Origin of the sequence: Mediterraneibacter sp. 210702-DFI.3.120, assembly GCF_020561005.1 — a bacterium.
Taxonomy (GTDB): Bacteria; Bacillota; Clostridia; order Lachnospirales; family Lachnospiraceae; genus Mediterraneibacter; species Mediterraneibacter faecis.
The window spans coordinates 1-14,494 of record NZ_JAJCNG010000013.1; the positions used below are offsets into that span (position 1 = coordinate 1).

At 40.3% G+C, this 14,494-nt stretch carries 14 protein-coding genes and 4 pseudogenes; 16 read left to right on the top strand and 2 right to left on the bottom strand.

All coding sequences use genetic code 11. From position 1 onward, the window contains the following. Together LI162_RS08300 and LI162_RS08305 are read left to right on the top strand one after the other, a co-directional pair. A pseudogene (locus tag LI162_RS08300) lies at positions 1–244 on the top strand (ABC transporter permease); the annotation flags it as partial. An 8-nt stretch (positions 245–252) separates the two neighbouring features. Further along, positions 253–957, top strand: a complete 705-nt coding sequence (locus LI162_RS08305) for a M15 family metallopeptidase (RefSeq protein ID WP_227156255.1) — start codon at positions 253–255, stop codon at positions 955–957. 413 nt (positions 958–1,370) lie between these two features. Here the strand turns inward: LI162_RS08305 and LI162_RS08310 are convergent, their stop codons facing one another. Then, positions 1,371–1,577 (bottom strand): DUF6219 family protein, encoded by a 207-nt coding sequence (locus tag LI162_RS08310; RefSeq protein WP_008688150.1) that lies wholly within the window; start codon positions 1,575–1,577, stop codon positions 1,371–1,373. Positions 1,578–1,910: 333 nt separating this feature from the next. Here LI162_RS08310 and LI162_RS08315 point away from each other — a divergent pair, with 333 nt between their 5' ends. The 10 genes and pseudogenes from LI162_RS08315 to LI162_RS08350 all read left to right on the top strand — a co-directional run bounded on the left by LI162_RS08315 (position 1,911) and on the right by LI162_RS08350 (position 7,421). Beyond that, on the top strand, positions 1,911–2,318 hold the full coding sequence (locus tag LI162_RS08315; protein ID WP_195937608.1) for a Fur family transcriptional regulator: 408 nt from the start codon (positions 1,911–1,913) through the stop codon (positions 2,316–2,318). Beyond that, a pseudogene (locus LI162_RS15925) lies at positions 2,282–2,440 on the top strand (rubredoxin-like domain-containing protein); the annotation flags it as partial. The gene LI162_RS08315 and the pseudogene LI162_RS15925, both read left to right, overlap by 37 nt. A 42-nt stretch (positions 2,441–2,482) precedes the next feature. Then, entirely contained in the window at positions 2,483–3,025 is a 543-nt protein-coding gene (rbr, locus tag LI162_RS08320) for a rubrerythrin (protein WP_055156848.1), read from the top strand. Between the two features lie 15 nt (positions 3,026–3,040). Then, a complete protein-coding gene (locus LI162_RS08325) occupies positions 3,041–3,997 on the top strand; it encodes an L-lactate dehydrogenase (RefSeq protein WP_227156257.1) in 957 nt (318 codons plus the stop codon). A gap of 27 nt (positions 3,998–4,024) precedes the next feature. Then, a complete protein-coding gene (locus LI162_RS08330; RefSeq protein ID WP_227156316.1) occupies positions 4,025–4,399 on the top strand; it encodes a desulfoferrodoxin family protein in 375 nt (124 codons plus the stop codon). A gap of 94 nt (positions 4,400–4,493) precedes the next feature. Further along, positions 4,494–4,652, top strand: coding sequence for a rubredoxin (locus LI162_RS08335; protein WP_005339874.1), 159 nt, complete (start codon positions 4,494–4,496; stop codon positions 4,650–4,652). A gap of 154 nt (positions 4,653–4,806) precedes the next feature. After that, complete coding sequence (locus LI162_RS15570) at positions 4,807–5,079, top strand: SDR family NAD(P)-dependent oxidoreductase (protein WP_195937601.1); 273 nt, start codon at positions 4,807–4,809, stop codon at positions 5,077–5,079. Further along, entirely contained in the window at positions 5,042–5,395 is a 354-nt protein-coding gene (locus tag LI162_RS15770; RefSeq protein WP_331470809.1) for a thioredoxin family protein, read from the top strand. The genes LI162_RS15570 and LI162_RS15770 overlap by 38 nt, the downstream gene beginning before the upstream one ends. Positions 5,396–5,407: 12 nt before the next feature. Then, positions 5,408–5,728, top strand: a complete 321-nt coding sequence (locus LI162_RS08345) for a rhodanese-like domain-containing protein (RefSeq protein ID WP_195937603.1) — start codon at positions 5,408–5,410, stop codon at positions 5,726–5,728. A gap of 1 nt (position 5,729) precedes the next feature. Continuing rightward, positions 5,730–7,421: an FAD-dependent oxidoreductase gene (locus tag LI162_RS08350; protein ID WP_227156259.1), complete on the top strand. Its 1,692-nt coding sequence runs from the start codon at positions 5,730–5,732 to the stop codon at positions 7,419–7,421. Between the two features lie 121 nt (positions 7,422–7,542). Here the strand turns inward: LI162_RS08350 and LI162_RS08355 are convergent, their stop codons facing one another. Continuing rightward, a complete protein-coding gene (locus LI162_RS08355) occupies positions 7,543–8,226 on the bottom strand; it encodes a Crp/Fnr family transcriptional regulator (RefSeq protein WP_195937068.1) in 684 nt (227 codons plus the stop codon). Positions 8,227–8,731: 505 nt separating this feature from the next. Here LI162_RS08355 and LI162_RS08360 point away from each other — a divergent pair. From LI162_RS08360 to LI162_RS08375, 4 genes and pseudogenes are all read left to right on the top strand, one after another. Beyond that, positions 8,732–8,911: pseudogene (locus LI162_RS08360) on the top strand (TnpV protein); the annotation flags it as partial. A 188-nt stretch (positions 8,912–9,099) separates the two neighbouring features. Continuing rightward, a pseudogene (locus LI162_RS08365) lies at positions 9,100–9,789 on the top strand (Fic family protein); the annotation flags it as partial. 183 nt (positions 9,790–9,972) lie between these two features. Then, positions 9,973–13,404, top strand: coding sequence for a VaFE repeat-containing surface-anchored protein (locus LI162_RS08370; RefSeq protein ID WP_227156263.1), 3,432 nt, complete (start codon positions 9,973–9,975; stop codon positions 13,402–13,404). Next, positions 13,404–14,468 (top strand): DNA cytosine methyltransferase, encoded by a 1,065-nt coding sequence (locus LI162_RS08375; protein WP_255616099.1) that lies wholly within the window; start codon positions 13,404–13,406, stop codon positions 14,466–14,468. The genes LI162_RS08370 and LI162_RS08375 overlap by 1 nt, the downstream gene beginning before the upstream one ends. Positions 14,469–14,494 lie beyond the last annotated feature (26 nt).

Genomic DNA, 14,494 nt, shown 5'->3' on the forward strand with positions numbered 1-14,494 from the left:
GCTTAGTCTGGCTGTTGTATATGGACCAATGATGATTGCAGAATATCTTCCTTATAAAATGCAAAAAGCATTGGATTTAATACCATTGGTAGGAAGTTCAACAGATATTTTCAGAACTAATACTTTTCGTATTTTGGGGAAGCTTATCTGGTCACCATATCTACTTATTACTATTCCTGTCTTGATTGGTATTCTATGTATGCCATTCGCTATAAAGAGCTGGTCAAAAAGGATGAAGGCATAAATAACAATATGGCAAAGAAAAGAGATAAAAAAAATAAGTTGCGAGGGAAATGGTTGAGAGGAATTATCATAGTTTACTTGCTTTTGATACTATGTAATCTATTTCACGAATTTCCTTCTCGATTAGGGAATTTACATAGTATTCCAGTTCCGGAGGAGTGGTATTCAATTGTAATAAACCGTTGGAATGAAATACCGGAAGATTATAGAGTGGAATTAACAGAGTTATCGAATGGTCAAAAGGTGGATAGCAGGATATATACGTATTTACAAGAAATGTTTGATGCAGCAAGGAAAGATAGAATATATCCGGTTGTTCGGGAAGGTTATCGAACTTATGATGAACAGCAGAAAATATTAGATGATAAGATAAAGGCTTATATAAATGAAGGATATTCACAGTCAAGAGCAGAAAGAACTACTAAGGAATGGGTAGCTTTGCCTGGAACAAGTGAACACCAATTAGGCATTGCAGTTGATATTAATGCTGATAAATCAAAGAGCTCAAATGATGAGGTATATACGTGGCTTGCCGCAAATGCACATAATTATGGTTTCATATTACGGTACCCACAAGGGAAACAGGAGATTACAGGGACAAGCTATGAGCCATGGCATTATCGTTATGTAGGAGTAGATGCGGCACGTTTTGACTTTCCTTCTTTTTCTTTCTTCAAAATAAATCTATATATAATGGCGGTACTGTCGACCTAAAAGCTTTAGTTCTGCGTAAATACTTTCTTCCGGTTCATATTCTTTCAGTCGATACCAATGATCAATTCCTACACTTATCATCTGTAACCTCCTAAAAAATCTGTAATTGTCCCATCCACACTTATTACCACTCATTTTAGTTCGTTACACGAAAGCACCTTGCGGGTTTCAACCTGCTTAAACGACCGCTTATAATAAGGGGTGGTTGACGGTTTTTATGAAGGATGTGGTTAATCCAAAAAGCAGCTCGCCAGACCAATTACTCCCTTATCATAAAAAATAAGTGCAGAAGATAAAGCACTAATGGTATACTTTATCTCTTACACTTATATGGTACTAAATGGAGCAGATTGATTACTCATCTATTTTGCAACAGCCCCTTTGTCTTTGATGAATAAAGGTCAATTTTTTATTTAACTATTCTCACTATTATTTGATTCAGTGATTTTTTTCTTCTTTGGAGAAACCAGTTTGTGACCGGAATAAATGGACATGCCCATACAAAGCAATGAAGAATAGGCAAAGTATTTATGTGCAGTCATAGATTTTTTGATTCCAGAATAAATGCATCCCAACATACAGAAAAGTGCGCCTAAGGACCAGTATTTATGTGATTTCATGATTTGATACCTCCTTTGATTTAACTGATTCAATCATAACGCTTTTTTTACGGAAATGCAAAGAAAAACTTTGAATATAGTTCTATAGAATTAGAACTTGGTTTTGCGATTCTGTATATTTAAGATATCCACAAGTATACTAAATGCAGAACGATTATTCGTTCTGGAGGAGGTGCTACGATGTATTTGAACGCGAAATAAAATAGTTATTCAGGTAAAAGATGCTCAGTTTGGCAGTTTTTATAATAATGATAATTATTACTATTTTTATTGACAACAGGATAATAGTGGTATATAATCCTTATTAAGAACTAATCCTAATAAGGAGGAGAAATGACAAGTAGGAGAAATACCATTCAAAAAGATCTTGTAAGAAATGCCGTATACGAAATGAAAAGACATGTTACAGCAAATGAAGTGTATGAATTTATAAAAGAAGCATATCCTACAATCGGAAAAGGAACTGTATATAGAAATCTTGATATATTGGTAGATGAGGGTTCGTTAAGGAAGGTTGAAGTTCCGGATGGACCGAACCGATTTGATTTTACATTGAAAAATCATTACCATGTAAGATGTATAAAGTGCGGTGAAGTTTTTGATGTGGATATGGATCCAATACCGGATTTGCTGGAAAGAATTCATAACACTCATGGAATTGAATTTGTGGATTATGATATTTCATTTAAAGGCGTTTGCCCGAAATGCAGGGAGAAGGTAAAGGAGGAACAGCATGGATAGCTGTGACAGTTACTAAAACAGAGGACAGTCAGACAATATGGCGTTGCAGAATTTGCGGATATGAATATGTAGGCGAGGAATTACCAGATGACTTTATATGTCCTTTGTGCAAGCACCCGGCATCAGATTTTGAAAAAGTAGTAAAGAAAACGGAGGTAAAAGAGATGGCAGCAAACAAATATGCAGGAACACAGACAGAGAAGAATTTACAGGAGGCATTTGCAGGGGAATCACAGGCAAGAAATAAGTATACCTTTTTTGCTTCTGTAGCAAAAAAGGAAGGTTACGAGCAGATGTCAGCATTGTTTTTAAAGACTGCAGATAATGAGAAAGAACATGCAAAGATGTGGTTCAAGGAATTAGCAGGAATTGGTGATACAAAGGAAAACCTGGCGGCAGCGGCAGAAGGCGAAAATTATGAGTGGACAGATATGTATGAAGGCTTTGCTAAAACAGCTGAGGAAGAAGGATTCCCTGAGCTTGCAGCAAAATTCAGGGCAGTAGGTGAGATTGAGAAGCACCATGAGGAAAGATATCGTGCACTTCTTAAGAATATTGAAACTGCACAGGTATTTGAAAAGAGCGAAGTTAAGGTATGGGAATGCCGTAACTGCGGACATATTGTGGTAGGAACTAAGGCGCCTGAAGTATGTCCGGTATGTAATCATCCACAGAGCTATTTTGAAGTACATGAAGAGAATTATTAAGGAGATGAGATTATTATGAAGAAGAAAGCGATTAATTCAAAAAAAGCAGTAATGATAGGCTGTGGCTTTGTTGGTTCTGCATCGGTATTTGCTCTGATGCAGAGTGGCTTGTTTACAGAGATTGTCCTTATCGATGCAGATAAGAACAAGGCAGAAGGAGAAGCGATGGATATCAGTCATGGTATTCCATTTGCGAGTCCGATGAAAATATATGCCGGAGATTATGATGATGTGGCTGATGCTGCAATTGTTGTCATATCTGCCGGAGCGGGACAGAAACCGGGAGAGACAAGGCTTGATCTCGTAAATAAAAATGTAGCAATATTTAAGTCAATCATTCCTGAAATAGCAAAGAGAAATTTTGCAGGTATCATGCTTGTAGTTGCGAATCCGGTAGATATCCTGACTCAGGTAGCCATAAAGTTATCAGGACTTCCAGAAAACAAGGTTATTGGATCGGGTACTGTGTTAGATAGTGCCAGATTAAGATATAAGCTTGGTGAGCATTTATCTGTGGACAGCAGGAGCGTTCATGCATTTATAGTAGGTGAGCATGGAGACAGCGAAGTTGTAGCATGGTCATCAGCCAATGTATCTGGTGTTCCATTAAGTGAAATGTGTGAAATGCGTGGACATTACAAGCACAAGGAAAACACGGCAGAAATAGCTACAGCAGTCAAGAACAGTGCGTATGAGATCATAAACAAAAAGCATGCTACTTATTATGGGATTGCAATGTCTGTAAAAAGAATCTGCGAAGTGATTATGAGAGATGAAAAATCAATACTTCCTGTATCACACATGATTCATGGAGTATATGATATTGACGGAGTATCGTTAAGTATGCCAGCTATTGTAGGTGCAGATGGTATTGAGTCTGATATACCTATTAATTTAAGTGGCGAAGAAGCGTTAAAGCTTAAGGAATCTGCAGATTCATTGAAAAAGATTATAGAGACAATTGAATTATAAATTTTACACATGGACGGAGAAAAAGGCATGGAAGTAAGGTACTGTATTTGTAAGCATTGTGGAAACATTGTTGAAAAGGTAAAGGATAAGGGTGTACCTGTAATTTGTTGCGGAGAACCTATGCAGGAATTAAAAGCTGGAGTGACAGATGCTGCTGTTGAGAAGCATGTACCTGTATATACGGTAGAAGGCAATCATGTTCATGTCGTGGTCGGAGAGACAAAACATCCAATGCTTGAAGAAGATTTCATTGAGTGGATTACATTAAATACAAACCAGGGAATATACAGAAAACAGTTAAATCCAGGTCAGGAGCCGGTAGCGGATTTTTGCCTCTGCGATGGAGAATATGTAGAAGAAGTATACGCATACTGCAATCTTCATGGGTTCAGGAAATGCTAAAAACACTTGATATTCGTGCTAAGATTACAAAACAATTCAGATACAACAGTAATATATGCTGTGTATTAATATATTTGTAAGGAGGAATAAACTAATGAAATATGTATGTGACGTTTGCGGATGGGAATATGATGAAGAGGAAGGTTATCCTGAAGGTGGTATTGCACCAGGAACAAAGTGGGAGGATGTTCCGGAAGATTTTGAATGTCCATTATGTAATGTTGGAAAAGATCAGTTTTCAGAAGTTGAATAGAAGCCTAATCTTGTGTTAAATACGGATGGATAAACCAAAACCCTGGTGCGTGAGCAACAGGGTTTTTTATTGCGATATTTTGTGATGATATCACAGAAAATAATCTACCTTTTGCTTATAATGTAGCTAGAAACTAAGTGAGGAGGTAGTCTAAATGAGATTAAAAGACAAAGTTGCAATCATTACGGGTGGAAGCCGTGGCATAGGATTTGCTACAGCTGATAAATTCTTGAAGGAAGGCGCTACAGTCGTATCGGCGGCAAGTTCAAAGGAATCGGCAGATACTGCTGTAGATAAATTAAAAGAGAAATATCCCAATGCAATAGTTGCTGGAATTAGTCCAAATCTGGCAAGCATGGAGTCTGTCAGAAAGGCTTTTAAAGAGACAAGTGAAAAATATTGGATGTGTCGACATACTGGTAAATAATGCAGGAATTTCAGAAAATACCTCATTTATGGATTATGTAGAGGAGACTTTTGATAAAGTCATTGACTTAAATGTAAAAGGAGTATTTAATGTTACTCGTGTAGCAGTAGAATGTATGGTAGTACCTATTGTAGAGAAGATTGCAGGTGAGCGTAGGGATATTAAAGTTGGAAAGATTAATGTAGATGAAGAGCCTGAACTGGCAAATAAGTTCAGTATTATGAGCATTCCGACTTTAGTGGTTATGAAGAATGGGAAGATTGTACAGCAGGTTTCAGGGGCGAGACCTAAGAATGCGATTTTAGAAATGCTTTAGGGAGGTGTGCTAATGGGATTTTTTGATTTCTTTAAACAGTCGAATATTAATCAAGGCATAGAAGAGTATAAAAGGACTGCTGGTGCAGTTCTGCTGGATGTCCGTACTCCGCAGGAATATCAGGAAGGACATATACCAGAAAGTAAAAATGTGCCGTTGCAGCAACTAGACAATATTATTTCTGTAGCGAAGAATAAGGATATCCCTCTGTTTGTATACTGTTATTCCGGTTCTCGGAGCCGTCAGGCAACTGGGATACTGCAACGAATGGGATATTCTAAAGTAAATAATATCGGTGGCATTGCAGATTACTCAGGAAAGGTGGAAAAATAAGATGAAGGTAATAATCGTAGGAGGTGTAGCAGGAGGAGCTACAGCCGCAGCAAGAATACGCAGACTGGATGAACATGCAGAAATTACTGTGTTTGAAAGATCCGGATACATATCCTATGCTAATTGTGGGCTTCCATATTATATTGGAGACGTGATCACAGACCCGGAAGAACTTACACTACAGACACCAGAAAGTTTTTTTAAACGCTTTCGTATTAACATGAAAATTCATCATGAAGTTATCTCCATACATCCGGATCGTAAAATTGTTTCAGTGAAAAATTTGGAGAATGATGAGATATTTGAAGAAAACTATGATAAGTTGATTCTTTCTCCAGGTGCAAAGCCAACACAGCCGAGACTTCCCGGAGTAGGTATTGATAAACTTTTTACACTTCGTACTGTAGAAGACACTTTTCGGATAAAGGAATATATAAATAAGAACCATCCAAAATCGGCTGTATTGGCAGGTGGCGGTTTTATTGGTCTGGAACTGGCAGAAAATTTGAGGGAGCTTGGCATGGATGTTACGATTGTCCAGCGGCCTAAGCAGCTGATGAACCCTTTTGACCCGGATATGGCATCCATGATCCATAATGAAATGAGAAAGCATGGGATAAAACTGGTACTGGGCTATACAGTAGAAGGATTTAAAGAAAAAGACAACGAAGTGGAGGTTCTGTTGAAAGATAATCCATCCCTTCAGGCTGATATGGTAGTTCTGGCAATCGGAGTCACACCAGACACAGTATTAGCAAAAGAAGCCGGTCTGGAACTTGGCATCAAGGAAAGTATTGTAGTGAATGACAGAATGGAAACCTCTGTACCGGATATTTATGCTGCAGGTGATGCAGTTCAGGTAAAACATTATGTTACGGGTAATGATGCGCTGATTTCTTTGGCAGGACCAGCCAATAAACAGGGCAGAATCATCGCTGATAATATTTGTGGCGGTGATAGTCGTTACCTGGGCAGTCAGGGAAGCTCCGTTATAAAAGTGTTTGATATGACAGCAGCCACTACAGGTATCAATGAAACCAATGCCAAAAAGTCAGGATTAGAGGTAGATACAGTAATTCTTTCTCCTATGAGTCATGCCGGTTACTATCCTGGTGGAAAAGTGATGACCATGAAGGTGGTTTTTGAAAAAGAGAGCTATCGTTTGCTTGGCGCTCAGATTATCGGATATGAAGGAGTTGATAAACGTATTGATGTGCTGGCAACAGCAATTCATGCGGGGCTGAATGCAACTCAGTTGAAAGATCTGGATCTGGCATATGCACCACCTTATTCTTCTGCCAAGGATCCGGTAAACATGTCTGGATTTATGATAGACAATATTGCAAAAGGGACATTAAAGCAATGGCATTTGGAAGATATGGACAAGATTTCTAAAGATAAAGATGTGGTGTTGCTAGATGTGAGAACTGTAGGTGAATTCAGCAGGGGGCATATTGATGGATTCAAAAACATACCTGTAGATGAACTGAGAGAACGAATTAGTGAAATTGAGAAAGGAAAGCCTGTGTATCTGATATGCCAGAGTGGTCTGCGCAGTTATATTGCGAGCCGTATTCTGGAAGGAAACGGTTATGAAACGTATAATTTTTCTGGCGGATTTCGCTTCTATGATGCAGTGGTCAATGACCGTGCGCTGATTGAAAGGGCATATGCATGTGGTATGGATTATTAAAAAATAATCACGATATTTTTATAATTTTCTTATAGCATAAAAAGATCCCCCATTTATTAGAATGACTTTCATAATTCTGATAAATGGAGGATTCTTCTTTATATGTTACAGAAAAACAGTTTTATGACCTTTGGAGTGTTTCCAGTCTTTTTGGATCAAGGATTGTGATTTTGCCGCGGGAGAGTTTGACGAGACCCTCGCCTTGAAAGTATCGAAGCATTCGAGTGATAACTTCCCTGTGGGAACCAAGATGATTAGCAATCGTCTCATGAGTGATTTTCAGCTCGTTTGTTCCTTCGATAGAGGCCTCTTCTAAAAGAAATGAAGCAACACGCTTATCCAAACTCTTCCACATGATTTGTTCAATCAGCCACATGACATCAGAAAAACGGGTAGCCATTAACTCATTGGTATAGTTTGCGACGGGAGCAGATTCCTTCATAATGTCCTTATAGATTTCAGCAGGGATGATCCAAAGATCAGTATCTTTTTCTGCTTCAATGGTTACTTCAAATTGAATGGAGCGTATGATACATGAGGCGGATAAAAGACACATATCCATATCGAACAGACGGTAAAGTGTAATCTCTCGTCCTTCATTTGAAAGTATGTAAGTTCGAAGCTGCCCGGATTTAACCAGTAATAATCCGGTACAGTCCAGGTTTCCGTTGTGAATGACCGTTCCTTTTTTTACATGCTGTGTGATTAAATTATCTGAAATTAGTTTTTTCTGTGCTGTATTTAAGTCATTCCATAGTGGAAAACAATTTTCGAAATTCATAACCGTTATCTCCTTTACGAACATAGTATACTTGCTTTTTTTAGATGCGTCAATTATATAACTGGCATATGCCATAAATAGAAATAAAAAGAAGTGTAATAATGTAATGACAAATATGAAGAGGAGCATAAGTATCATGCATATGCGTTTTGTGAGAATAATAGTTCAACACCATATTTTAGCTTAGAAGAAATTTCTTAACGAAAATCTTTAGTAGTAACCCTTTCCCTTTTACTACCAATTTTACTACTAACAGGTAGTAACAACTTGCTTAATCTTGCCCTGATTTGCCACAATCTGTAATTTCAGAGCAAACTACACGAATCCCAGAACCCCTTGCAAAACAGGGCATTCCGGGGCAAAACAAGGAGAAATAAAACAATGATAAAAGTGCTTTTCATCTGCCACGGCATTATTTGCAGAAATCTCTAAAATCCCCTGTAATATCAAGTTTTTTTAGGCTTGAAGGTAGTTCTACTACACCAGTGAGTCTCGATGTGACAAAAATTTTGAAATCGAGGTCAAGTTTATGGAAAACAAAAAGAGTATCAACAATATGGACTATGTGCTGGTTGGAGATTACTACATCCCGGATCTGAAGCTTCCCAATGAGGAACGGCCTATAGGAAAATATGGGCGGATGTACCGAGAGTATCTAAAAGATCATAACCCTATGAGATTCAACAACCTGGTTCTGGATGGGCAGCTTTGAGTTTATCTTGCCGACTTCATTTTCGATGGAGTCCGGCTTTCTATATCCGGAAGCGCCATTTCCTATGTCGGCAAAAAGAACAGAAATCGATCTTGGAATGTGTTGGTATTTTTGCCGATGATGTGATATACTATGTAATAGATTAACGTAGTTTTTTGGATAGATTTTATGGCGGAGGATCATAGATGCGATATCTTTCAGTTACTGAAATAGCGAAAAAGTGGGATGTGTCCGAGCGCAGTGTTAGAAATTACTGTGCCAAGGGGCGTGTGAACGGTGCATTTCTTACCGGCAAGACCTGGAACATTCCTGAGAATGCAGAGAAGCCGGAGCGTTCCAATAAAAAGAAAGAGCAGCCAATTATATTGCTGGATATTCTACAAGAGCAGAAGGCAAGTACGTATCCCGGTGGTATTTACCATAAGACACAGATTGACTTAACATATAACTCCAATCATATTGAAGGCAGCCGCCTGACCCACGATCAGACCAGATATATCTTTGAAACCAACACCATCGGTGTAGAAAAAGATGTGCTGAATGTGGACGATGTGATTGAAACAGCAAATCACTTCCGGTGTATTGATATGATTATTGATAATGCAAAGGCAGCTCTGACAGAGAAGTTTATCAAAGAACTTCATCTGATCTTGAAGAGCGGTACCAGTAATTCCAGAAAAGATTGGTTTGCTGTAGGCGATTATAAAAAGATGCCGAATGAAGTCGGTGGCATGGATACTGCACTTCCGGAAGAAGTTGCAGATAAAATGAAAGCGCTGCTTACAGAGTACAACGGAAAAGAAGAAAAGATTTTTGAAGATATCCTCGACTTCCATGTGAAGTTTGAGAGAATCCATCCGTTCCAGGATGGTAATGTACCATTGAGATACCAACAACAAATAGCGGCATAACAGCAGCAAACAACTTCATATCACATAAATACAATTTAATAACATATAGAATTAGAAATACTTGAAAAATGGTATTTCTTTTTTATTTTCAGACGTTCAGAAATGAGCGTCTATTTTTTTACCCAAATGAAAGGAGAATCAAAAAATATGAATAAGATATTGAAACGATTGTTTACAGGTGTTCTCACCCTTGCAACCGTCTTTACTGCTCTACCCACAACCGCTGTTCATGCTGCGGAAACGCAATACTGGACGGAATCAGAGGAACGTGTCGGAATCGTCGAGCGTGTAGAGAATAACGGTTCTATCAGCGAAACATTCAACAAGGGGCATATGACCGTCGAGGGCGAGGACGCTTACTGTATCGACATCAACACAGGTTTTAAGAATGGATATAAGACCAGAAGCGACGCAAGCACACGCATGAGCGCTGAACAGATAGAGGACGTTGCCTTATCCCTTGAATACGTCAAACAGTACACAAAAAATCATTCTGGAATCAGCAGCCAGCACGCCTATCTTTTAAGACAGTTGGTAGTCTGGCAGAGATTGAGCGTCCATCTTGGGTGGAGCTGTGACAATGTACGAGCTTCCTATGATGAAATCTCAAAATCCGTACAAGATGAAGTATTCGCCGGAGCGAAAGCCTTTGTAAGAGAAAATAAAGGACGCTATGACTGTTACGGCTATATCTACACTGGTGAGGGGCAGGATTTAGGACAGTTTTTCGCAGAGCTGGCTGTCGGAAATGGCAAGATTCAGAAATTTTCCAGTAATGTCACAGTCACAAACGGGAATGACTGCTATTCTCTCTCTGGTGCGACTTATGGTGTCTATTCTGATAAAGGCTGCACGAAGTCTGTTGCCACACTTGCGACAAATGCCAATGGCAATACTGACATTGTGGAATTAAGAGCTGCAACATACTATGTGAAAGAAACGAAAGCTCCAAAAGGATTTCAGTTAGATAAGAACGTCTATACTATGACGGTCAAAGCTGGCGAAACTACGACTTTAAAAGTCAGCGACACACCAAAAGTCACGGATACTTTGGTTGAGCTTTTCAAGATTGATATGGAAACTTCCAAAGCTACGCCACAGGGTAACGCTTCTTTGGAGGGTGCGGAGTTCGTCTGGAAGTATTATGACGGTTACTACACAAAAGACAATCTTCCATCAGAACCAACACGCACATGGACGACAAAGACAATCGCTGAAAAAGACAGCAATAATGAAGTCCATTACATCACAAGATTGGCGGATTCTTACAAGGTGTCTGGTGACAGTTTCTATACACAGAATGGTACTATCTGCTTGCCACTTGGTACTATCACTGTAGAAGAAAAGGCAGCTCCAAACGGTTACTTATTGGAGGGTGCTTATATGCAGGCTGCCGGAAGTTCTGAACAGATAAAAGGTGTCTATGTGGCACAGATTACAGAAGATGGTGAGCTTGCGGCGTTGAGTGGCAGCAACCAGTATTCCGTATCAGACAAGGTTATCCGTGGCGGTGTGAAAATCCAGAAACGTGACCTTGAAACCAAAGATACAAAAGCACAGGGTGGTGCGACTTTGAAAGATACTGCCTTTGAAATCATTTCCTTAAATGATAACGCTGTCTTGGTAGATGGCAAGTTATACAACAAAAATGAAGTCGTCAAGACAATCCATACTGGTGTTGACGGTATCGCTGCAACTGACGCTGATACGTTACCATACGGAAAATACCGTATCGAAGAAAGTAACGCACCAGAGGGATATTTGACGGACGGTGCAAAACCGATTGAATTTGAAATCACAGAAGATGGAAAAATCGTGGATTTAACAGATGAAACACACTCTATCTACAATCAGATTAAACGTGGTGATTTGGAGGGGGTGAAAATCGGTGATGGTACTCACAAGAGACTTGCGAATGTTCCCTTTAGGATCACGAGCAAGACGACTGGTGAAAGCCATATCATTGTGACAGATAAAAATGGTCAGTTCTCCACTTCCTCTGACTGGGTATCTCACAAGCAGAATACCAATGCTGGAAAGACCAGTGAAGATGGTATCTGGTTCGGTACTTCCACACCAGACGACAGCAAAGGTGCTTTGCTCTATGATACTTACACAATCGAAGAATTACGCTGCGATTCCAACAAGGGAATGACGCTGATTCCGGCATTTGATGTCGTGGTATCGAGAAATAAAGTTGTTGTGGATTTAGGTACGCTCACAGATGAATATGAGCCAGAAATCACTATCTATACGACTGCCACAGATAAGGTGACAGGTGAAAAATCAATCATTGCCGGAAAAAGCGTGACTATCGTTGATACTGTGACTTTGGACGGTCTGACAAAAGGCACAAAATATCAGTTGAAAGGCTGGGAGATGGTGAAGTCTGAAAATGCACAGCTTCTTATAGATGGTAAACCTGTGGAAAGTGATTACACGTTCACTGCGAAAAAATCAGAAATGGAAGTTGAGGTTTCCTATACGTTCAATGCTTCTGCTCTTGGCGGTAAAGACCTTGTGACATTTGAGGAATTGTACGATTTATCCAACCCGGACGAGCCTGTCAAGGTGGCAGAACACAAGGACATTGAGGACGAGGGGCAGACCGTGACTATCGAAGAACGAATGATTACGATTCATACTAATGCTGCCGACAAAGCCACAGGTGAAAAGATGATTGTTGCTGGTAAAGAGGTAACTGTCATTGATACGGTCATTTTAGATGGCTTGGAAAAAGGTACAGCTTATCAGTTAAAAGGCTGGCAGATGGTGAAATCTGAAAATGCACAGCTTTTGATTGATGGTCAGCCTGTAGAAAGTGGCTATACCTTTACTGCAAAAGATTCCAGTATGGAAGTCGAGATTGCCTTTACATTCAATGCTTCTTCTCTTGCAGGAAAAGACCTTGTGACATTCGAGGAATTGTACGACTTATCCAATCCAGATGAGCCTATCAAGGTGGCTGAACACAAGGACATTGAGGACGAGGGGCAAACGGTGACGATTACGGAACGTATCATCACTATGCACACAACCGCTACCGATAAGGCAACAGGTGAAAAGACGATTGAAGCAGACGATGAAGTAACGATTGTCGATACAGTCACTTTAGATGGTCTTGAAAAAGGCGTGAAATATACTCTTAAAGGCTGGCAGATGGTGAAGTCTGAAAATACAGAACTTCTAGTGAATGGCAAGCGTGTAGAAAACAACCTTACCTTTACTGCCGAGGATTCTAAAATGGAGGTTCAGATTGAATTTACGTTCAATGCTTCGGAGCTTGGCGGCAAAGAGGTTGTGACCTTTGAAGAATTGTACGATACGTCCAATCCAGACGAGCCTATCAAAGTGGCTGAACATAAGGACATCAAGGACGAGGGGCAGACTGTGACAGTCAAAGAAAAACCAGAATCCCCTACGACACCAGAAGAACCTAGCACACCAACAAAGACAAGTGATTCACCAAAAACAGGTGACAACACGCCATTTGTCGCACTATTCGTTATGATGGGAATTTCTGCTGCTGGTCTTATCTTTGCCGGATATAAGAGATTTGGCAGAAAAGGAAACAGATAATGTGCCTTACACTTGGGAGTCTGTTTGATGGAATCGGGGTATTTCCTCTTGCGGCTTCCCGTCACGGGATTACTCCCGTGTGGGCCAGTGAGATTGAAAAAGTACCGATTTCCATTACGAAAAGGCATTTTCCCGATATGCTCCACTTGGGGGATATAACGAAGCTGAAAGGCTCTGAAATACCTCCAGTGCATATCATCACATTCGGCTCACCTTGTCAGAACCTCTCCACAATCGGATTCCGTGAGGGGCTGGCAGGAAGTAAATCGGGGCTTTTCTACCATGCAATCAGAATCATAAAAGAAATGAGGTGTGCGACCAATGGAATATTTCCAGTTATCGCTGTTTGGGAAAACGTCGCAGGAGCGTTTTCATCAAATCACAGGCTGGACTTTAAATCCGTGCTGGAATCATTCACAGATTCCGAGATTCCAATGCCTGATTCTGGAAGATGGGCAAAATGCGGAATGGTTAGAGGGAGTGTCGCTGACGTCTGTTGGCGCCTCTTGGACGCCCAGTATTGGGGAGAACCCTCCCTCGTACAGAGAAGAAAGCGCGTCTTTGTCGTGGCAGATTTTGGAGGACAGCGTGCCGCAGAAATATTACTTAAACCCCGTCAACTGTACCCACTTCCTGACACTGGCACAGAGAGCAGGCTATCCTCCGCCGGAGCCGGTGGAATATCTGCTGCTGAAACAGGGAGGGAAATACCCGTCTTATGTCCCTTTGAGGAAAGAAGAATGCGAAGCTGTGCAAAATCGGGAGATATACCCGGATTCCTACGAAGCTTCGGACGGTCAGATGACCCTTTTCCCACTCTTTTAGCTGGTGCTGTCAATATTTTTTCGCTCTGGTATGAGGGGAAAGAAAAAGACGGAGTTATCCGCTATCTGACACCGCTTGAATGTGAACGTCTGATGGGGCTTCCTGACAACTGGACGAAGTATGACAATCTCGGAAAACAGACCAGCGACAATGCAAGGTGTACCGCACTTGGAAACGCAATCGCCTTACCCTGTGCGGAGTACATCATGGCAGGAATCAAAGAAGTATTGGAGGGATAAAGATTGAAAAACTATCACAACAAAGA

Bases quoted from the DNA above. Each gene is read 5' to 3' on its own strand.
- LI162_RS08305 (WP_227156255.1), top strand. From the start codon at position 253: ATGGCAAAGAAAAGAGATAAAAAAAATAAGTTGCGAGGGAAATGGTTG.
- LI162_RS08310 (WP_008688150.1), bottom strand. From the start codon at position 1,577: ATGAAATCACATAAATACTGGTCCTTAGGCGCACTTTTCTGTATGTTG.
- LI162_RS08315 (WP_195937608.1), top strand. From the start codon at position 1,911: ATGACAAGTAGGAGAAATACCATTCAAAAAGATCTTGTAAGAAATGCC.
- rbr (WP_055156848.1), top strand. From the start codon at position 2,483: ATGGCAGCAAACAAATATGCAGGAACACAGACAGAGAAGAATTTACAG.
- LI162_RS08325 (WP_227156257.1), top strand. From the start codon at position 3,041: ATGAAGAAGAAAGCGATTAATTCAAAAAAAGCAGTAATGATAGGCTGT.
- LI162_RS08330 (WP_227156316.1), top strand. From the start codon at position 4,025: ATGGAAGTAAGGTACTGTATTTGTAAGCATTGTGGAAACATTGTTGAA.
- LI162_RS08335 (WP_005339874.1), top strand. From the start codon at position 4,494: ATGAAATATGTATGTGACGTTTGCGGATGGGAATATGATGAAGAGGAA.
- LI162_RS15570 (WP_195937601.1), top strand. From the start codon at position 4,807: ATGAGATTAAAAGACAAAGTTGCAATCATTACGGGTGGAAGCCGTGGC.
- LI162_RS08345 (WP_195937603.1), top strand. From the start codon at position 5,408: ATGGGATTTTTTGATTTCTTTAAACAGTCGAATATTAATCAAGGCATA.
- LI162_RS08350 (WP_227156259.1), top strand. From the start codon at position 5,730: ATGAAGGTAATAATCGTAGGAGGTGTAGCAGGAGGAGCTACAGCCGCA.
- LI162_RS08355 (WP_195937068.1), bottom strand. From the start codon at position 8,226: ATGTTCGTAAAGGAGATAACGGTTATGAATTTCGAAAATTGTTTTCCA.
- LI162_RS08370 (WP_227156263.1), top strand. From the start codon at position 9,973: ATGAATAAGATATTGAAACGATTGTTTACAGGTGTTCTCACCCTTGCA.
- LI162_RS08375 (WP_255616099.1), top strand. From the start codon at position 13,404: ATGTGCCTTACACTTGGGAGTCTGTTTGATGGAATCGGGGTATTTCCT.